16 protein-coding genes are annotated in these 17,939 nt (G+C 70.6%); 5 read left to right on the forward strand and 11 right to left on the reverse strand.

What is annotated here, in order from left to right; all coding sequences use genetic code 11:
• Positions 1–30: 30 nt before the first annotated feature.
• Positions 31–1,635 carry an MFS transporter gene (locus tag ABD808_RS23250; protein ID WP_344900101.1) on the forward strand — a complete coding sequence of 535 codons (1,605 nt, stop codon included), beginning with the start codon at positions 31–33 and terminating at the stop codon, positions 1,633–1,635.
• An 11-nt stretch (positions 1,636–1,646) separates the two neighbouring features.
• Here ABD808_RS23250 and hemL read toward each other — a convergent pair whose 3' ends face one another.
• From hemL to ABD808_RS23280, 6 genes are all read right to left on the reverse strand, one after another.
• Positions 1,647–2,942: a glutamate-1-semialdehyde 2,1-aminomutase gene (gene hemL / locus ABD808_RS23255; RefSeq protein ID WP_344900103.1), complete on the reverse strand. Its 1,296-nt coding sequence runs from the start codon at positions 2,940–2,942 to the stop codon at positions 1,647–1,649.
• Between the two features lie 30 nt (positions 2,943–2,972).
• Positions 2,973–3,605, reverse strand: a complete 633-nt coding sequence (locus ABD808_RS23260; RefSeq protein WP_344900105.1) for a hypothetical protein — start codon at positions 3,603–3,605, stop codon at positions 2,973–2,975.
• The gene (locus tag ABD808_RS23265; protein WP_344900107.1) at positions 3,602–4,120 is read right to left on the reverse strand and encodes a helix-turn-helix domain-containing protein; all 519 of its coding nucleotides are present in this window, start codon (positions 4,118–4,120) and stop codon (positions 3,602–3,604) included. Before ABD808_RS23265 ends, ABD808_RS23260 begins: the two co-directional genes overlap by 4 nt.
• Positions 4,113–5,405 carry an IS701 family transposase gene (locus tag ABD808_RS23270; RefSeq protein ID WP_344900109.1) on the reverse strand — a complete coding sequence of 431 codons (1,293 nt, stop codon included), beginning with the start codon at positions 5,403–5,405 and terminating at the stop codon, positions 4,113–4,115. The genes ABD808_RS23265 and ABD808_RS23270 overlap by 8 nt, the downstream gene beginning before the upstream one ends.
• A gap of 457 nt (positions 5,406–5,862) precedes the next feature.
• On the reverse strand, positions 5,863–6,537 hold the full coding sequence (locus ABD808_RS23275) for a LuxR C-terminal-related transcriptional regulator (protein WP_344900111.1): 675 nt from the start codon (positions 6,535–6,537) through the stop codon (positions 5,863–5,865).
• 648 nt (positions 6,538–7,185) lie between these two features.
• Entirely contained in the window at positions 7,186–7,785 is a 600-nt protein-coding gene (locus tag ABD808_RS23280) for a TetR/AcrR family transcriptional regulator (RefSeq protein ID WP_344900114.1), read from the reverse strand.
• Positions 7,786–7,959: 174 nt separating this feature from the next.
• Between ABD808_RS23280 and ccsB the strand changes: the two genes are divergently transcribed.
• The 3 genes from ccsB (at position 7,960) to ABD808_RS23295 (ending at position 11,352) form a co-directional block, all read left to right on the forward strand.
• Positions 7,960–8,997 carry a c-type cytochrome biogenesis protein CcsB gene (gene ccsB, locus ABD808_RS23285; RefSeq protein WP_344900116.1) on the forward strand — a complete coding sequence of 346 codons (1,038 nt, stop codon included), beginning with the start codon at positions 7,960–7,962 and terminating at the stop codon, positions 8,995–8,997.
• Between the two features lie 130 nt (positions 8,998–9,127).
• Positions 9,128–10,234, forward strand: coding sequence for an NAD(P)/FAD-dependent oxidoreductase (locus ABD808_RS23290; RefSeq protein ID WP_344900118.1), 1,107 nt, complete (start codon positions 9,128–9,130; stop codon positions 10,232–10,234).
• A 26-nt stretch (positions 10,235–10,260) separates the two neighbouring features.
• Positions 10,261–11,352 (forward strand): APC family permease, encoded by a 1,092-nt coding sequence (locus tag ABD808_RS23295; RefSeq protein ID WP_344900187.1) that lies wholly within the window; start codon positions 10,261–10,263, stop codon positions 11,350–11,352.
• Positions 11,353–11,355: 3 nt separating this feature from the next.
• Here ABD808_RS23295 and ABD808_RS23300 read toward each other — a convergent pair whose 3' ends face one another.
• Positions 11,356–11,994 (reverse strand): dihydrofolate reductase family protein, encoded by a 639-nt coding sequence (locus ABD808_RS23300; protein WP_344900120.1) that lies wholly within the window; start codon positions 11,992–11,994, stop codon positions 11,356–11,358.
• An 85-nt stretch (positions 11,995–12,079) separates the two neighbouring features.
• Between ABD808_RS23300 and ABD808_RS23305 the strand changes: the two genes are divergently transcribed.
• On the forward strand, positions 12,080–12,250 hold the full coding sequence (locus ABD808_RS23305; protein ID WP_344900122.1) for a hypothetical protein: 171 nt from the start codon (positions 12,080–12,082) through the stop codon (positions 12,248–12,250).
• Positions 12,251–12,351: 101 nt separating this feature from the next.
• Here ABD808_RS23305 and ABD808_RS23310 read toward each other — a convergent pair whose 3' ends face one another.
• From ABD808_RS23310 to ABD808_RS23325, 4 genes are all read right to left on the reverse strand, one after another.
• Positions 12,352–14,241: an ABC transporter ATP-binding protein gene (locus tag ABD808_RS23310; RefSeq protein WP_344900124.1), complete on the reverse strand. Its 1,890-nt coding sequence runs from the start codon at positions 14,239–14,241 to the stop codon at positions 12,352–12,354.
• A gap of 89 nt (positions 14,242–14,330) precedes the next feature.
• Entirely contained in the window at positions 14,331–14,618 is a 288-nt protein-coding gene (locus ABD808_RS23315; RefSeq protein WP_344900126.1) for an acyl carrier protein, read from the reverse strand.
• The gene (locus ABD808_RS23320) at positions 14,611–16,389 is read right to left on the reverse strand and encodes a fatty acyl-AMP ligase (RefSeq protein ID WP_344900128.1); all 1,779 of its coding nucleotides are present in this window, start codon (positions 16,387–16,389) and stop codon (positions 14,611–14,613) included. The genes ABD808_RS23315 and ABD808_RS23320 overlap by 8 nt, the downstream gene beginning before the upstream one ends.
• 30 nt (positions 16,390–16,419) lie before the next feature.
• Positions 16,420–17,673, reverse strand: a complete 1,254-nt coding sequence (locus ABD808_RS23325; RefSeq protein WP_344900130.1) for a cytochrome P450 — start codon at positions 17,671–17,673, stop codon at positions 16,420–16,422.
• Positions 17,674–17,939: the final 266 nt, after the last annotated feature.

Here is a 17,939-nt window from a genome sequence, read left to right on the forward strand (position 1 = left end):
GGTCGCCGTCGTCCCCCCTGGAGGGCAGGAGTGTCCGGCGACCGCGACCCCTCATCCACCGCTCCCGCGCACCGCTGGCTGTGCCTGGCCACGCTGAGCGTCGGCATCTCGTTGATCATGGTGGACGGGGCCATCGTCAACGTCGCCCTGCCCACCATCATCACCGACCTGCGGATCACCGCCACCGTCGCCGAGTGGGTCAACGCCGGGTACATGCTGGTGTTCGCGGCCCTGCTGCTCCTCGCGGGACGGCTCGGCGACGTCCTCGGGCACCGCCGCCTCTTCGGCGCGGGAGTGCTGACGTTCATCGCCGCCAGCGCGCTCGCGGGCCAGGCGCAGGGCGGCACGACGCTGCTCGGCGGCCGCGTGCTCCAGGGCGTCGGGGCGGCGATGATCCTGCCCGCCACCCTGTCCACGATCAACACGGCGTTCCGTGGCCGCGACCGGGCGATGGCGTTCGGGATCTGGGGCGCCGCGATCGGCGGCACCGTGGCGATCGGCCCGGTCCTCGGCGGCTGGCTCACCGACGCCTACAGCTGGCGCTGGATCTTCGTCGTCAACGTGCCGCTCGGGTTACTGGTGCTGGTCGGCACCGCGCTCTGGGTGCCGGAGAGCCGGGACGACCGGGCCGCCCTGCGCACCGGCGCCGTCGGCACGCTGTCGGCCAGCGCCGGGTTCGCCGCGCTGGTCCTCGTGCTGATCGAGGGACAGCACTACGGCTGGACGGAGCTGGGCATCCTGCTCGCAGCGGCGGCGGGCGTGCTCTTCCTCGGGCTGTTCGTCGTGGCGACGCGGCGGCGGCGACTGCGCGGCCAACCCGTATTGCTGGACGTCACGTTGTTCGCGATCCCGAGCTTCCGGATCGGCAACGCGGCGATCGCCATCGTGGGCCTCGCCGAGTTCGGGCTGGTCTTCGTCCTGCCGCTGTATCTCCAGGGCGCGCTCGGGCTGAGCCCGTTGCGCGCCGGGCTGGTCATCCTGGCGCTGGCGCTCGGGTCGCTGCTGGCGGGGCCCGGCGCCGGTCCGCTCACCCAGCGGCACGGGCCACGGAAGGTCGTCCTGGCGGGGCTGCTGCTGGAGACGCTCTCGATCGCGGCGATCGGTGTCGTGATGGGCCCGTCCGGACGCCTGTGGTCGATGTATCTGCTGCTTTTCGTGTACGGGGTGGGCGTCGGTCTGGCCAGCGCCCAGCTGTCGAACATCGTGCTGGCGGACGTTCCCGTCGAACGGTCCGGGCAGGCGTCCGGGGCGCAGAACACCACGCGGCTCCTCGGGTCAGCGCTGGGCATCGCGGTGCTCGGCGCCGTCCTGGTCACCGTGCTCGGCACCACCGTGGACGACCGGCTCGACTCCCTGAAGAACCTGTCGCCGCAGACGCGGCAGAGCGTTTCGGAGACCGTCCGAGACAGCCTCGGCGCCGAGATCCCGCGCCTGCGGAAGGACCCCGAGACCGCCGTGGCGGCGTCCGAGGCCGAGGACGCGCTCACGCGGGCCGCCCGCACGGTCACCTTCCTGACGGCGCTGTTCATGCTCGCCGGGTTCCTGATGAGCCTGCGGCTGCCCCGCGACGCCGGGATCCGGAAACCTGCCGGGAAGTCGTCCGGGACGCCGCTCGAAAAGACCGCCGAGCACTGACCCATGGTGCGTCACCCTGCCTGCGCGGCCGCACGGGCCGCGTACGGCAGGGCGTCGACCACCCGCTCCAGCGCGGCGTCGTCGTGCGCGGACGACACGAACCACGCCTCGAACCCGGACGGCGGCAGATACACGCCGTGGTCGAGCGCGGCGTGGAAGAACGCCGCGTACCGTGCCGTGTCCTGGGTGCGCGCGCCCTCGTAGTGGTGGACGTCGGCGTCGCCACCGAAGAACACCGAGAACAGGTTGCCGCCCCGTTGCAGCCGGTGGGCGACGCCCTCCTTGTCCAGGGCCTCCGTCACGGCCGTGGCGAGCGTCGCCGAGGCCTGGTCGAGATGGGCGTAGACGTCGGCGGTGGCCTGCCGGAGCGTCATCAGCCCGGCGACGGTGGCGAGCGGGTTCCCCGCCAGGGTGCCCGCCTGGTAGACGGGGCCCGCCGGGGCCAGGGCGTCCATGACGTCGGCCCGGCCGCCGAACGCGGCGGCGGGGAGCGCGCCGCCCATGACCTTGCCGAACGTCATCAGGTCGGCGTCGACCGGGTCGAGCCCGTGCCAGCCGGACGGCGACACCCGGAAGCCCGTCAGCACCTCGTCCATGATGAGCAGGGCGCCGTCGCGGCGGCACAGGTCGCGCAGCAGCGCGTTGAACCCGGGGCGCGGCGGGACGACGCCCATGTTCGCCGGGCACGCCTCCGTGATGACGCACGCGATCTGCCCGGCGTGGCTCGCGAAGGCGTCCGCCACGGCCGCGCGGTCGTTGTAGGGCAGGACGATCGTGTCCGCCGCTGTCGCCGCCGGGACGCCCGGCGAGTCCGGCAGGCCGAACGTGACGACGCCGGAGCCCGCCGCCGCCAGCAGCCCGTCGGAGTGGCCGTGGTAGCAGCCCGCGAACTTCACCAGCTTCGTCCGTCCGGTGAAGCCGCGGGCCAGCCGGATCGCCGTCATCGTCGCCTCGGTGCCCGAGCTGACGAGCCGCACCTTCTCCACGGGGGCGCGCCGCACGATCGCCTCGGCCAGCTCGACCTCCTCGCCGGTCGGCGCGCCGTACGACGTCCCCCACAGGGCGGTGTTGCGCACCGCCTCCACGATGACCGGATGGGCGTGCCCGAGCAGTGCCGCGCCCCACGAGCACACCAGGTCGACGTACTCGTTGCCGTCGATGTCGACCAGGTACGGTCCGCGTCCCGAGGCCACGAACCGGGGGACGCCCCCGACGGCCCCGAAGGCCCTGACGGGGGAGTTGACCCCGCCCGGGATGACCCGCCGCGCGCGGCCCCACAGCTGTTCCGAACGCTCCATCCGGTCCATCGCGCCGCTCCCTGCGTTATGTGTGCTTGCCTACTTGTTCGCGTCCGCGCCGGGCGGCGTCTTGTACCACTCGTGCACGTCGGAGATCTCGGCGATGTGCCCCTTGACGACCTCGCCGGGCCGCTCCTCCTCGCCGACGGCGAGGACGAACCGGGCGGGGACCGCCCCGGTGATCTCCATCGTGTAGGTGCCGGGCTCGGCCGACATGCGCCCCACGCTGTAGCTGATGTACGAGGTGTTCGTGTACGGCTCGTCGAACGTCTCGCTGCGGTTGGCGGTGAACACCTGCCGTTCGCCCGTGGGGGACACCAGGGCCAGCTCGGGGAGCTTCTCCGGCGGGATGTCGGTCTCGGGCGGGAGCTTCGGGATGAGCATCTCGACGTACAGGACGTCGTCCTCGTCCAGGTCCGCCTGGACGGTGCGCGTCTCGCCCGCCTCGTCGATGACCCCGTAGAAGGCGAACGACACCTTTCCGTCGGGGAGCTTCGGCGCGGTGAGCGCGTCCTTGTTGATGGCGGTCAGCACGACGGGCAGGTGCGCGGCGAGGATGCCCGCGCGCATGTCGCCCGCGGTCGCGACGGTCGCGGCCAGCCCGCCGATCCCGGCGATGCCCGCCCGCGCCCACCAGCCGAGCCGGCGGGGGATGGTCAGGTCGAACTTCATGGTGTCTCCTCCAGATGGCGTGTTTCCGGTGTTTCCGGTGTTTCCGTTTCGTCGGGTGCTTCGCGGGAGTAGCGGAAGACGCAGACCCGGTCCCCCTCGGCGCGCCGGGCCAGCGGCTGGACGCGCAGGCGCGGGAACGCCCGCCGGGTCGCCTCCAGTTCGAGGTCGCAGAGCAGGGGTTCGGTGTCGTCCGCGCCGAGCCCGAGGTCCTCGGCGGCGGTGACGCAGGTGCAGGTCAGCGCGATCTCGATGGCCGCGTCCTCGCCCGGACGGGAGTCGTCGACGACCTCGTGCACCAGCCCGGCGGCCTCCAGCCAGGGCAGGGCGCGCGCCATGCCCTCGGCGAGGGAGTCGGCCTCCACGGCGGGCCCGAGGCGCGCCGCCTGTTTCTCGGTCTGCGGTTCGACCATCGCCTCGCGGGCCCGGTCGGAGCCCAGCTCGGCGCGCAGTTCGCGGTAGTGGCGGAGCTGTTCGCACAGCCCGCGCCGGAGTCTCGGGTCGGTGATCTCAGCCAAGACGGGTCCCTCCCAGGAGCGTGGCGGTGGTCACGGGTGAGGCGTCGTCGCTGGCCAGGGTCACGCAGGCGTGCGCGAGGAGCGCGAGCGTGATGTAGCGGTACCAGGCCCGCCAGAGCCGGACCTCGTAGTGGTCCAGGCCGACCTCGTGCCGGGCGGACTCCACGCACGACGGCGCCTGCTCCGCCCGGCGGGCCACGTCCGCCAGCTCGCGCAGGGACGTGGACGCGGGAGCCGAACAGAGGTACGCGCGGGTGTGGCGGATGTCCCGGCGGACCAGCAGCCACTGCGCGGGACGCCGGTCCTCCCCGCGCTGGAGCAGGGCGCGCGCCGAGTAGCAGACGCTGCTGCGCCGCACCGGGTCGTCGTGGTCCGGGGTCGGGAGCCAGTCGTGCGGCGGGATGCCCGCGATGATCTCCTCGGGGACGGCCTGGACCGTCCGGCCGTCCAGCGGCAGCCGCAGCCGCTCCCGCGCCGCCACCCCGAGCACGTGCGGGACGCCGCTCTCGGTGAGCCGCCGACGCAGCTCGACGTCATGACCGTACGGGCATTCGGCCGCCACCCAGGACGCGGGCGTTCGCGCCGCCAGGGCACGGCGGATCATCTCCCAGCCGAGCCGCCCCTTGTCGCGGTACGGCACGTCGACGGGCACCCGGGCACGGCCGCGTCTCGCCGGGTCCCGCGCCCAGGGCGGCGGCAGGTACAGCTCGCGGTCGACGATGGCCTGCGCGCGGGGCGCCGCGTACGTCAGGAACACGGCGACCTGGCAGTTCTCCACGCCGCCCGACGATTGCGAGAACTGCGATTGGACGCCGACCGAACGATTGCCCTTCTTGCTGAATCCGGCCTCGTTCAGTACCAGGACCGCGCGGGCGTCACCGAGATGGTCGACGATGATGCCGCGCAGGTCGTCGCGGAGCGCGTCGGCGCTCCACTGCGCCGTGGTCAGCAGCCGTTGCATACCGTCCGGCCGAGTCTCTCCCGCGTTTTGGGCCAGCCGCCGACCGTTCCTGCGTTCGGCCGAGCAGACCATTCCGCGCAGGAAGGCGAAGGCGCGGTCACGCGGTTCGGCGCGGGCGAACCGGGGCGCTATCGACCGGTGCAGGCGCCGCAGCGTCAGCTCCGTCCGGTCGACGGACGCCCTGGACGCGGCCGGTCTCCCGACCGGGCCGAAGCCGGGCGCGAGACCGGGCGCGGGGCCCGGCGCGAGGCCGGTCCCGGCCCATCGTGGATCAGTGGTGAGTGGGGATTCCAGTGAAGTCGGACGTGGCGGAACGCCGTCCATACATGATCCCGTTTTCACAATTTTAGCCATTCACCCCGTCAGTTTTTTCGTTCGCCTGCGAAGGCGACTTCGTCATAGTAATCTTGCCCGCGATCATCTGTCTTCCATCAAATATTGATCTTTGGAGGACGAAAATGAATCGCCGTGGAGACGCCCGCGAATCGCCGTGGACCGGGGGCCGGGATTCCTCAACGGGAGGCCGGTTCAGACCGGGTCGCGTTCCGCACGGGTGGAGCGCGAACCGGATGCCGATCAACATCGGTGGAATGGCCCCGCACTCGCCCTGCTGAGCGAAGTAAAGCGCCGCGTCCGGCCGAACGCGCGCACCACGCCGGTGGTGCGGTACATATGCATCTCTAACGTATTTGCGAATTATTCGCAATAGAGAGTGAGCGGCAATTGGCGGCCGGAGAATGACATGGGCGCACACCGAGGGTGACGCGGGGGACGGCGGCCGTCACGCGCCGGTGGGCGCCTCCACCACCAGGCCCTGCCGGTAGGCGAACGCGACGGCCTGCGCGCGTCCGGACATGCCGAGCTTGGACGTGATGTGGTGGATGTGGGACCGCACGGTCGCCGTGGAGACGTGCAGTTCGGCGGCGACCTCCTCGTCCGACATCCCGCTGGAGACCAGCTCCAGCACGGTGCGTTCGCGGCGGCTCAGGGCGTCGACGACCGAGGTCCGCACCGTGGAGGCGACCGGCACCCGGGACGCCCAGTCCAGCAGGTGCCGCGTCATCGTCGAGGTCAGCACCGCCCCGCCCGCCGCGACCGCGCGGATCGTGCGGACCAGCTCCGACGGCGGGCTCTCCTTGCTCGCGACCCCGCGCACCCCGGCGCGCAGCGCGTCGAGCAGCGAGTCCTCATGGGTGGGCGTCGTCATCATCACGACCCCGGGGGCATAGCCGGTGCCGTCGCGCAGGATGCGTCTGACCAGGTCGAGCAGGTCGGTGTCCGGCAACGGGAGGCCGACGAGGACCACGTCCGGGCCGTGCTCGCGCGACAGCGCGACGAGCTGATGGGTGTCGCGGGTCTCCCGGATGACCTCGATGTCACGTTCCGCTTCGAGGATGGCGCGGACGCCCAGTAGCGTGAGCGGCTGCTGGTCGTGGACGATCAGGCGCACGGCCATGCGTCCTCCCGAAGGACCAGGCCGTACCGGCGGGTCCGGGATAAACGTCCGGCCGCATGCCGCACACCACGATGGTCGCCCGTCTGCACGATGCCCCCGCCCTACCCGTCAGATCCGGCCCGCGCCTTCGCCATACTCGCTCTGGACGACCACTCTTCGCATCCCCGAGTCAACCTTCTGTCATCGACCTTGTCGTGACCCCTTCCTTTGTGTATACCCGCCGGTCAGCGCATAGGCAATGCGTCCGGCGAAGCGAGGGGCCGGATCAATACTTGATCAGTCGAATGGCGATAGGGCCATATGGCCTGGCACAGGGCGGAAACCCTTGCGGGGAAGGCGTAGGTCGCGCCGTGTTCTCGGGGGTGGCTGCCGTAGATGACCACCACTGCCGCACATCCGTGCGGCCTTCCGTCCCGGACGGTGATTTTCGCTACGGCCGGAGAAGCGATTCCCCGGCCTTCCGAATGTCACGTCCAATGAGCACCAGCGCGACGAGCACGATCAGCAACCTGGTGCCGATCTTGAAGTGGTCCGTCTCATTGTCCAGCGGGCCCTGGGCCGCAGCGCGGTCAGAGTGATACCACAAACCGTAGTGCGCATCGTGGCGCGGGTTCGGAAGCTCCGGCGGAGAGCCGTCCGGGCGGGTTCTCAGGACGGGTCGGCGCCCAGGCTCCGGAGCACGAACGTGGTGACCCGCGCCGTGGTCTCGTCCACGTCCCGGGTTCCCTGGCCCAGCGGGTAGCGCTCCGCGCCGAGGCAGGCGTGGATCAGATGCGCGGTCGCCGTCGGGTCGCACGGTGCGAACTCCCCGCCCTCCACGCCATCGGCGATGATCTCGGTGAGGAGCTGCCCCAGTGGGCTGACGTGCGCGTGCATCTGCCGGTAGCCGTCGGGGCCCAGCAGCGTCGCCAGCTCGGGACCGGCGGGCTGCGGGTAGGCGGCGAAGTCGGCCAGTTGCCGCCGCACGTAGACGACGATCCGTTCGATCGGCGTGGTCGCCGGTTCCAGGGCGCGGTTCAGCTCCTCGGTGAACCGGGTCGTCTCGTACTCGGCGTGCGCGATCAGCAGTGCCCGGACGTCCGGGAAGTAGTTGTAGACGACGCTGCGGTTGAGCTCGGCGCGCCCCGCGACCTCGGCCATGGAGAGCCGGTCGACGCCGTCCGCCGTCATGATCTCGCGCACCGCGATCAGGATGCGTTCGCGCATGGCCGCGCGGTGTTCGTCGAGGGAACCGGAGATTCGAGGCACGCTCTGCATCGTAGGCGACCCGCCGTTCGTGCCCGTTCGGTACGTCGCGCGCTGACCAGCGCCGACGGTCTCCCGTGACCGTGCTTTTGATCGCAACACATGGGTACTACATTGCGTAGATACATGTTGTCTGTATCGTGGTGCCGCCTGATCGATGACCGCACAGGAGACTCCATGCCGCCCGACACGACCCTGGCGACGCTGAGCGACGACCTCACCAACGCCGCCACCGCGATCTACCTGTTCGCCGCCCTGGCGTTCGCCGCAGTCCTCGCCTACCGCCGCACCAGGGAGACGACCAAGGTCGAGGCTCCGGCGGCGCGGACCGTCGAGCGCGTCCTCGTCGGAGTGGGAGCGGGAATCACCGAGACACCCGCCGAAACACCCGCACCACCCGCCCGCGTTGCGGAACCACCGCAGCGGGCCGGGATGTTCAACGCCGACTCCCTGAGCAAGTACGCGCTCGGGCTCACCATCGTGGGCTGGCTTGTCCAGATGGCGGCGCTCACCACACGCGGGCTCGCCGCGGACCGTCCGCCGTGGGCCAACATGTACGAGTTCGTGTGCGCGGTCGTCTTCGCCGCGGTCACCGCGCTGCTGGTGCTGTTCACGCGCTACCGGGCGTACTACCTCGGCGTCTTCGTCATGTTCCCGGCCGTGCTCGGCATGGGCATGGCGACCACGGCCCTGTACACGCCGGTCAGCGCGCTTCAGCCGTCCCTCCAGTCGTACTGGTTGGCCATCCACGTGTTGGCCGCCATCATCGCGACGGGTTCGTTCACCGTGGCCACCGCACTGACCGCCCTGTCCCTCTACCGGGGCAGCGAGCGCGGCAGGAACGCCACCACGAAGTCGACGTCCGGCCTCTCGACGCTCGCGGCCCTGGCGACCCGGCTCCCGTCGGCCGCGTCCCTCGAACGGCTCGGCCGCCAGACGATCGTCTTCGCCTTCCCCATCTGGACGTTCGCCATCATCGCGGGCGCCATCTGGGCCGACAGCGCCTGGGGCCGCTACTGGGGCTGGGACCCCAAGGAGGTCTGGGCCTTCATCACCTGGGTCGTGTACGCCGCCTACCTCCACGCCCAGGCCACCGCCGGCTGGCGTGGCCGTCGCTCCGCCATGATCGCCATCGCCGGCTACGCCTGCCTGATGATCAACCTGATCGGCATCAACATCTGGGGCTCGGGCCTCCACTCCTACGCCGGCGTCTGACCCCCCATGTCCAGGCGGGCGGGGCGGCGCGGCCCGCCCGCCATCGCACAACATCACCGCTCTCACCGAGTCTTTGACCGCTTCCGGCGCTTCGTTGCGTCGGGCGATTTCTCGGGGGAAGGTGATTGGCATGGTGGCGAATGTGGTGGTCGTCGGCAGCGGTGTCTACGGCGCGTCGGTGAGCGCGTCGCTGACGCGGCGGGGCGCCCGGGTAGTCGTCGTGGACGCCGGTTCCCCGGCGGGCGGCACCTCGGGCGCGACGTTCTCCTGGACCAATTCCTGCGGCAAGCAGCCACGGACCTACCACGACCTTTGCGTCGCGGGCATGGACGCCCACCGCCGACTCGCCGCCGAAGCCAACGGCGACTGGTACCACGAGGGCGGCAACCTGGAGTGGGCCGACCACACCGGACGCGAACAGTTGCGCGCCAAAGTCGCCGGTGTCCTGAACTACGGTTATGAGGCACGCTGGCTCGACCGCGCGCAGGCCCTCGACCTGGAACCCGACATCGACCCCGCCGCCTTACCAGCAGACGAAATCGCCTACTTCCCACGAGAAGGCTGGGTCGAGCCGACCCGCCTGATAGCCCATCTGCTCTCCCGCGCTCTTTCCGAAGGCGCGGAGCTGGTCCGGGACGACGCCGTGACCAGCATGGACGTGACCGGCGGGATGGTGCGCACCGTCCATCTCGCCTCGGGACGGCAACTCCCCGCCGACGCGGTCGTGAACTGTGCGGGCCCGCAGGCGGGCGCGGTCGCCGAACTCGCCGGTCTGACCCTGCCGATGCGCAACACCCGTGGCGTGCTCGTCTACACGTCACCGGTCGCGGTTTCACTCTCCCGGGTCATCCACGCCCCTGACGTCCACCTCCGTCCAGATGGTGCCGGACGGCTCCTTCTGCACACCCCTGAGGTGGACGGCGCGGCGCACGTATCCGACACCGGCGAGATCACGGTTGACCAGTCGGCGGTGGAAAAAGTGCTGGAGGCGGCCCGTGCGCTGTATCCGGGTGTTCAGGCCGCCACTGTGGAAAGCGTTCGGGTGGGCGAACGACCCATCCCCCGTGACGGCCTACCAGTGCTGGGCCGGGCGGCCGACCTGCCCAACTTCCATTTCGCCGTGTCACACAGCGCCGCGACCCTGTGCGTCCACGCGGGTGACCTGGTCGCGGCCGAGATCGTCGGCGAGGACCACGGCACCACCCTGGTGCCTTTCCGCTTCGGACGCCCGGCCTAGCCTTCCGCCAGGCCCCCCGGGACTTCATCTCACGCAAGGCCTCGTCGGCGGCCTACCCGACGTCCGGCGGCACCTACATCTACGGCCGGGAACGCCTCGGCCACTGGTGGGGCTTCACCGCCGGGTGGGGGTTCGTGGTGGGCAAGACCGCCTCGTGCGCGGCCATGGCGCTCACCTTCGCCTCCTACGCTGTTCCCGATCCCTGGTGGGCGCGGCGCGCCGTCGCCGTCGGGGCCGTGCTGGGGCTGGCCGCCCTCAACTACCGGGGCGTGACCAAGACGGTCATGCTGACCCGCGTGCTCGTCGCCACGAGCCTGACCGCCCTGGCCGTCGTGGTCGCGGGCATCGCCCTGGGCGGCGACGCCGGGACGTCCCGGCTGGGCGGGTGGACGGCACTGGGGACCGGCGGCGGCTACGGCATCCTCCAGTCGGCCGGGCTGCTGTTCTTCGCCTTCGCCGGTTATGCCCGCATCGCCACGATGGGCGAGGAGGTGCGCGACCCGCGCCGGACCATTCCCCGCGCGATCCCGATCGCATTGTTGATCACCGTGGTGATCTATCTGACGGTCGGGTTCTCGGCGCTGCTGGCCGCCGGGCCCGACCTTCTGGCCGGTGCGACCGCGCCGCTGACGACCGCCGTGGACGCGGCGGGCGCCGACGCCCTGACACCGGTCGTCCGGGTGGGCGCCGCGCTCGCGTCGCTGGGGGCGCTGCTGGCCCTGATCGCGGGGATCGGCCGCACCAGCCTCGCCATGGCCCGGCACGGCGACCTGCCCGGGTGGCTCGCCGCCGTCCACCCGCGCCATCGCGTCCCGCACCACGCGGAGATCGCCCTGGCCGTCGTGGTCAGCGCCCTGGCGGCCACCACCGACCTGCGCGGCGTGATCGGGTTCTCGTCCTTCGGCGTCCTGGTCTACTACGCCATCGCCAACGCCGCCGCGTTCACCCAGCCCGCCGCCGACCGGCGCTGGCCGCGCGGCCTCAACCTGCTCGGCGTGGCGGGATGTCTCGTCCTGGTGGCCACCCTGCCCTGGCAGTCACTGCTCGCGGGCCCGCTCATGTTCGCCTGTGGTCTGGTCGGCCGCTGGGCGATCCTTCGCCGCCGACCAGACCGGTGACGTTCAGGCGTCGCGTCCGCGATCGGGTGCGCTCATGTCTCCCGTCCCGGGCGTGCCGTCGGCGAGCCCGTAGCGCAGGTGGACGGTGCCCGTCGGGCTCGCCACCGGCGGTTGGAGGAGCGTGACGTTCGTCGGTACCTCGCCGCCGCCGAACACCTTCTTCCCCTCGCCGAGGACGATCGGATGCACCCACAGGTCGAGTCGGTCGAAGAGCTTCTCGCGCAGCAGGGACTGCACCAGGTTCAGGCTCCCGACGACCTTCACGTGCTCGTGCCGGTCCCGGATCTCCCGCACCGCGCTCGCCAGATCCGGGCCGAGCTGCGAGGACCCGGCCCACGACAGGTCCGGCTTGCCCCGGGACGCCACGTACTTCGGGATGCTGTTGAACAGCGTGGCGATCTGGTTGTCCTGGCCGCCCCCCTGGTGCGGCCAGTAGGCGGCGAAGATGTCGTAGGTGCGGCGACCGAGCAGAAGGGCGTCCGTCCCCTCGTACGCGGCGCCGATCTGCGCCCCGGTGACCTCGTCCATCAGGGGCGCCTGCCACCCGCCGAACGAGAACCCCAGCGGATCCTCCTCGGGGCCACCGGGCGCCTGCGCGACGAGGTCGAGGGTCGCGAACATCTCTATCTCGATGAGGCCCATGCTCTACTCCGATGAGTCGGTCGTCTCGGTCGGGGATGTAGACCTGCGGGCTTCCGCGAACTCATCGCGTTGACGCCACCCAACCTTGACGTCCGAGTTGGGTCCCGTCGTCGAGGCGGGCTGGACGCAGTACACCCTCGACAAGACCGTCGACGTCCACGACCTCACCTCCCTCTACGTCTCGTTCGGACTCTCGGTGCACTGGGAGGCCCAGCGGACTTATTACCTTGACCTGACGAACATCTCCATCTCCTGATAACTGAATTCCGCTCGATCACAAAAGCGGCCGGTAAGTGGGAACCTGAAAGGCGCCCACTTACCGGCCGCTGATCAACTTGCCTTGACGGCCCGGCGTCGTCACGAACGAGTGGCGGTGGGGGTGCCGTTCAGGGGTTGGGGGGCGAATTGGGTGCGGTAGAGGTCGGAGTAGAGCCCTTCGGCGGTGAGGAGTTCGTCGTGGGTTCCGCGCTCGCGGATCTGGCCGTTCTCCAGGACAAGGATCTGGTCGGCTTCGAGGATCGTGGACAGCCGGTGGGCGATGACCAGGGATGTGCGCCCCGACAGGGCGGTTTTGAGGGCGCGTTGGATCGCGGCCTCTGATTCGGAGTCCAGGTGGGCGGTGGCCTCGTCCAGGACGACGATCGGCGGTGATTTGAGCAGGAGGCGGGCGAGGGCGATGCGTTGTTTCTCGCCGCCGGACAGGCGGTGGCCGCGGTCGCCGACGACGGTGTCCAGGCCGTCCGGGAGGGACGAGACCGTCTCCCAGATTCGGGCCGCCTCGCAGGCTTCGACCAGGTCCTTCTCGTCGGCGTCCGGACGGGCGTAGAGGAGGTTGGTGCGGATCGTGTCGTGGAACAGGTGCGCGTCCTGGGTGACGATGCCGACGGTGTCGTGCAGGGAGCGCAGGGTCAGGTCTCGGATGTCGTGGCCGCCGACGCGAACTGTTCCGGTGGTCGGGTCGTAGAGGCGGGGGACCAGGTTGGTGATCGTCGTCTTGCCCGCGCCTGACGGGCCGACCAGGGCGGTCAGCTTTCCGGCGGGGGCCTGGAAGCTGACGCCGTCCAGGACCATGGTCGTGTCGGCGCGTTCCGGTGCGCGGAGCGCGATCGACTCCAGGGACGCCAGGGACACCTCGCCGGCGGACGGGTACCGGAACGAGACCTGGTCGAACTCGATGTCGGGGGCCGTGCCGTCGGTCCTGGGCAGCGGCCGGGCCTCGGGGCGTTCGTCGATGAGCGGTTTCAGGTCGAGCACCTCGAAGACCCGGTCGAAGCTGACCAGCGCGATCATGACGTTGACGTGCATGTTGGTGAGCTGGTTGAGGGGGCCGTAGAGCCGCAGGAGCAGCGTGACCATGGCCACCAGCGTGCCGATCTTGAGGGTGCCGTCGATGGTGAGCAGACCGCCGAGGCCGTAGACCAGCGCGGTCGTCACACCGGTGATCAGCGTGGTGATGATGAAGAGCATGCGTCCGAACACGGCCGACATGACGGCGATGTCGCGCACCCGGCCCGCCTTGCTCGCGAACCGGTCGGCCTCCTCGTCGGGGCGTCCGTAGAGCTTGGCCAGCGTCGCGCCCGCCACGTTGAACCGCTCGTTCATCATGGAGCCCATGTCGGCGTTGAGGTTCATGCCCTCCCGGGTGAGCCGCTGCAACCTCTTGCCGACGAGCTTGGCGGGCAGGAGGAAGAACGGGATCATCGCCAGCGCCGCCAGGGTGATCTGCCAGGACAGGTAGAACATCATGGCGAGCACGAGGACCAGCGTCAGGATCGTCGCCACCGTCTGGGACAGCAGGGTCGTGATCGCCTGCTGCGCGCCGACGACGTCGGTGTTGAGCCTGCTGACCAGGGACCCGGTCTGGGTGCGGGTGAAGAACGCGAGCGGCTGCCGCTGGACGTGTTCGAACACCTTGCGGCGCAGGTCGAAGACGATGCCCTGGCCGACCCTCCCGGAGTACCAGGTCTGGGTGAAGATGGCCATCGCGTCCACCAGGGCCAGGCTGGTGATGATCAGGGCCAGGCCCACGACCACGTGCCTGTTGTCCCGCGCGATCCCGTCGTCGATGATCATCTTGAGCAGCAGCGGGCTCACGGCCGTGATGGTGGCGCTGACGGCCGTCACCAGCATGACGACCGCCAGCGACCAGCGGTACCGCAGGGCGTAGGGGGCGATGCGGCGCACCGTCCCGCGCCTGACCTTCTGCCTGGTGATCGACTTGTCGATGCCCGGGGGCATCGGGCCCATGCGCGGGCCGCCCATCATGGCCACGAAACCCCTCGATTCGGTCGCTTGGCTGGTGTCTCGGCCGGTTGGTCCCTCGGCGTGCGGCCGGGTCAGCCGAGCGGGCTCCCCTCGGCCTGGTTCAGGTGGCCGATGAGGAGTTCGGTGAAGGACGCCACGGTGGGGAACTCCCACAGCGCGTTGGGGTCGATCTCGAAGCCGACGTGGTCCTCGACCTCGATGAGCAGGGTGATGGCGCGCACCGAGTCCAGGCCGTAGGTGGCCATGGGTTCGCCCGGGTCGATCGACCCGACCGGCAGCCTCAGCTCGGCGGCCAGGTAGGCGCACAGCCAGTCCTGGAGTTCGTCGGTGTGGAAGTCGTCCGTCCTGGAGTCAGCCATGAGAGTCCTTTACGCCTTGCGGATCCTGGTAGAGGGCCGTCAGGCGGCCCTCGCGGAAGAGGTCGCGCATCGCGGAGCGGCGGACCTTGCCGCTCGTGGTCCGCAGGACGGCGCCGGGCTTGAGCAGGGCCACGGCGGTGACGCTGATGCCGAACTCCCGTCCCACGGTGTTGCGGATCTCGGCGGCGAGGGCGGGCAGCCGGTCGGCGGGCACCTTCGACACCTCGTGCGTGACCACGACCGCCGACGCCTCGTCTTCGGCGCCGACGACCGTGCCGGGTCCGCCGAACACGACGCCCGCCTTGCCGAGTTCCGGGTGCTGGGCGCGCAGCTCCTGCTCGATGTCCTGGGGGTAGACGTTCCGGCCGTGGACGATGATCATGTCTTTGATCCGTCCGTGCACGTACAGCTCGCCCTCGTACAGGGCGCCGAGGTCGCCGGTGCGCAGGTGGCAGCCCTCGCCGGTGGCGGTGACGGCGCCGAACACCTCGGCGTTCTCGTCGTCCCGCCGCCAGTAGCCGGGGGAGATGCTCCGGCCGCGCAACCAGATCTCGCCGAGCTGCCCTTCGGGTAGTTCCTCGCGTGTCTCGGGGTCGACGACCCGTACCTCGCACGCGCCGGTGGGGGGCCCGCAGCTGACGACCTCGCGGGCCTGCCGGTCGTCGGAGGCCGCCGGGACGAACGCGCCGCGCGCCAGCGCGTCGAGGTCCACCCGGTGTGTGACGGGCGGCCTGCCGGGGTGGCCGGAGACGTACACGGTCGCCTCGGCCAGGCCGTAGACGGGGGCGAGTGCCTCCGCGCGGAAACCGGAGACGGCGAACTTGGCGGCGAACGCGGTCAGGACCGTCGGGTCGATGGGTTCGGAGCCGCATCCCGCCAGATGCCAGCGGGACAGGTCCAGCGCCGCCGCGTCCTCGTCGCGGACCTTCCGTACGCACAGCTCGAACGCGAAGTTGGGCGCGAACGACATGTTGATGTCGTGGGCGTCGATGAGCCGCAGCCAGCTGACGGGCCGCCGCACGAACGCGATCGGGTCCATCAGCACGCAGCCGTCGCCATGCAGCAACGGCCAGATCAGCTGGTTGAGACCCATGTCGTGGTACAGCGGCAGCCAGCCGCCCGCGCGTCCGTGCCAGCGCAGCGCGGGCATGCCCTCGGCGGCGTTGAACAGCAACTGGTCGTGCCGGACGACGACGCCCTTGGGCGCGCCCGTCGACCCGGACGTGTACTGGAGCAGCGCCGTCGTCGTCCGGTCGAGCGCGACCGGATCGGCCAGGGACGGCGGGTCCGTGTCCGTGGGTTCGTCGCCCGCGACGACGGGGATCGCGGCGACGCCGACGTCCGCCATCCACTCCCGCACCTCGGGCAGTTCCTTGGCCGTGGTCAGGATCGCGGCGGCGCCGGAGTCCTCGGCGATCGCGGCGAGCCGCCTGCGGTGATGCCGGTAGCGGCCCGGAAGCGGCGCCGGGACGGCGATCATCCCCGCGTACAGGCAGCCGAACAGCGCGGCGGCGAACTCCAGCCCGCCGGGATGGAGCAGCAGCACGCGCGAACCCCGGGGGAGATGCTCCCCCAGCCAGGCCGCGCGGCCCCGCGCCTCCGCGTCGAGCCGCGCGTACGACCAGCGCACCAGCCCTCCGGACAGGTCGGACGAGTCGGCGAGGAACGCGATGGCCTCGGTGTCCGGCTCGGCCGCCACGCGGTCACGGAACAGCGTCACCAGGTCCGGGGCGTCGGTCAGGCCGTATTTCATGGGCTGGCCATCCTTCATGGGAACGTCCTCCGGCGGCGGGCGCGGCGCTCACCGGGAGCCGACGCCGTCGACGTCGACCGGGAGGCGCGCCAGCCCGCGCAGGTTCAGGTTGGGTTTGTAGGCGACGCCGTCCGGACGCAGCCGGGGCTCGCGCATGAGGGTGCCGAAGAGTTCGAGCGCGATGGTCGCCTCCAGCCGGGCCAGCGGCGCCCCGAGGCAGAAGTGCGCGCCCGCCGAGAACGCCAGGTGCGGTGTCCCGTGGACGCGGTCGATGTCGAACCGCGCGGGATCGGGGTACACGTCGGGGTCGCGGTTGGCGGCCCCGATCAGCAGCAGGATCGTGTCGCCGGGCCGTAGCTCGGTGTCGCCGATCGTGCCGGGCTGCCGCGCCACCCGGGCGGTCATCTGCACCGGCGCGTCGTAGCGGAGAACTTCCTCCACGGTGGCGGCGGCCAGCGTCGGGTCGGCGCGCAGCCTCTCGTACTGCTCGGGATGCCGCAGCAGCGCCAGGATCGCGTTGCCGATCAGGTTCGCGGTGGTCTCGTGCCCGGCGTTGAGCAGCAGGACGCAGGTCGCCAGGATGTCGCTGTCGTCGAGCTGTTCTCCGTCCACCTCGGCCTGGAGGAGGTGCGAGATGAGGTCCTCGCGGGGTTCGGCGCGGCGCAGTTCCACCAGGTCGCGGAAATAGCCGACGAAGGCGGCGCGGGCCCGTGCCGTCTCGCGGGTCATCCGTCCGGCGGACGCGCCGAACTGCGGGTCGAGCGATTCGGCGAGGATGGCCGACCAGTCCTTGATGCGGTCGCGGTCCTCGTACGGCACGCCCAGCAGTTCGCAGATCATCCGCAGGGGCAGCGGGTACGCCAGGTCCTCGATGACGTCGATGGTGCCGGACGCGGCGCCGGACCTGAGCAGCTCCGTCGCGTTCTCCCGGATCTGCGGTGCCAGGCTCTCCATCTTCCGGCGCGCGAACGCGCCGGAGACCAGCCGCCGGTAGCGGGTGTGCTCCGGCGGGTCGAGATGGAGGAAGTTCCTGGTGCGCGGCCCGCGCGCGGTCGGGGAGATGGTGGCCTTGTCGCGGGCGGCGCTCATCGTCGGGTCGCGCAGCACCTCCGACGTCTGCGCGTGCCGTCCCACCACGACGAGCCCGTCGAACGGTGAATAGGGCGAGCGGTCGCGCAGCTTGTTCAGCAACGGATAGGGGTCTATCCGATTACTCGGGTCGGTCAGTTCGGCGATCTCCTCGGGTATCGGGGGCCGATCCCCCGGTCCGGAATCACCGTTGCCGAGCACGGTTGCGCTCATCACCCTTATCCATTTCCGTTGATGGCTGACGAGCGCCGACAGTACCCGTAAACGGGAAGACGAAGAAAGCCGCGAGCCGTTCAACGTCAGTTCGACTGCACTTGAACGACCGCATCCGGCGAGGTGTACGAGCCGCGGGGCCTGTTGACGCCCGCGCGGATTTCTGGCGAGGATGACGATTCGGGGAAAACTGCGACTTTGCTCGACCGAGCCTCATTCACCCATTCGAGAGGACGGCCCGTGCCGATTCCATTCGCGCCGGCCAT

Source organism: Actinomadura meridiana (assembly GCF_039537545.1).
Classification (GTDB): Bacteria; Actinomycetota; Actinomycetes; order Streptosporangiales; family Streptosporangiaceae; genus Spirillospora; species Spirillospora meridiana.

What these genes read in the sequence shown, in the direction of transcription:
- ABD808_RS23300 (WP_344900120.1), bottom strand. Translation starts at nt 11,994, where the DNA reads ATGGGCCTCATCGAGATAGAGATGTTCGCGACCCTCGACCTCGTCGCG.
- ABD808_RS23325 (WP_344900130.1), bottom strand. Translation starts at nt 17,673, where the DNA reads ATGAGCGCAACCGTGCTCGGCAACGGTGATTCCGGACCGGGGGATCGG.
- ABD808_RS23260 (WP_344900105.1), bottom strand. Translation starts at nt 3,605, where the DNA reads ATGAAGTTCGACCTGACCATCCCCCGCCGGCTCGGCTGGTGGGCGCGG.
- ABD808_RS23275 (WP_344900111.1), bottom strand. Translation starts at nt 6,537, where the DNA reads ATGGCCGTGCGCCTGATCGTCCACGACCAGCAGCCGCTCACGCTACTG.
- ABD808_RS23290 (WP_344900118.1), top strand. Translation starts at nt 9,128, where the DNA reads ATGGTGGCGAATGTGGTGGTCGTCGGCAGCGGTGTCTACGGCGCGTCG.
- hemL (WP_344900103.1), bottom strand. Translation starts at nt 2,942, where the DNA reads ATGGACCGGATGGAGCGTTCGGAACAGCTGTGGGGCCGCGCGCGGCGG.
- ccsB (WP_344900116.1), top strand. Translation starts at nt 7,960, where the DNA reads ATGCCGCCCGACACGACCCTGGCGACGCTGAGCGACGACCTCACCAAC.
- ABD808_RS23320 (WP_344900128.1), bottom strand. Translation starts at nt 16,389, where the DNA reads ATGAAGGATGGCCAGCCCATGAAATACGGCCTGACCGACGCCCCGGAC.
- ABD808_RS23315 (WP_344900126.1), bottom strand. Translation starts at nt 14,618, where the DNA reads ATGGCTGACTCCAGGACGGACGACTTCCACACCGACGAACTCCAGGAC.
- ABD808_RS23310 (WP_344900124.1), bottom strand. Translation starts at nt 14,241, where the DNA reads ATGGGCCCGATGCCCCCGGGCATCGACAAGTCGATCACCAGGCAGAAG.
- ABD808_RS23270 (WP_344900109.1), bottom strand. Translation starts at nt 5,405, where the DNA reads ATGGACGGCGTTCCGCCACGTCCGACTTCACTGGAATCCCCACTCACC.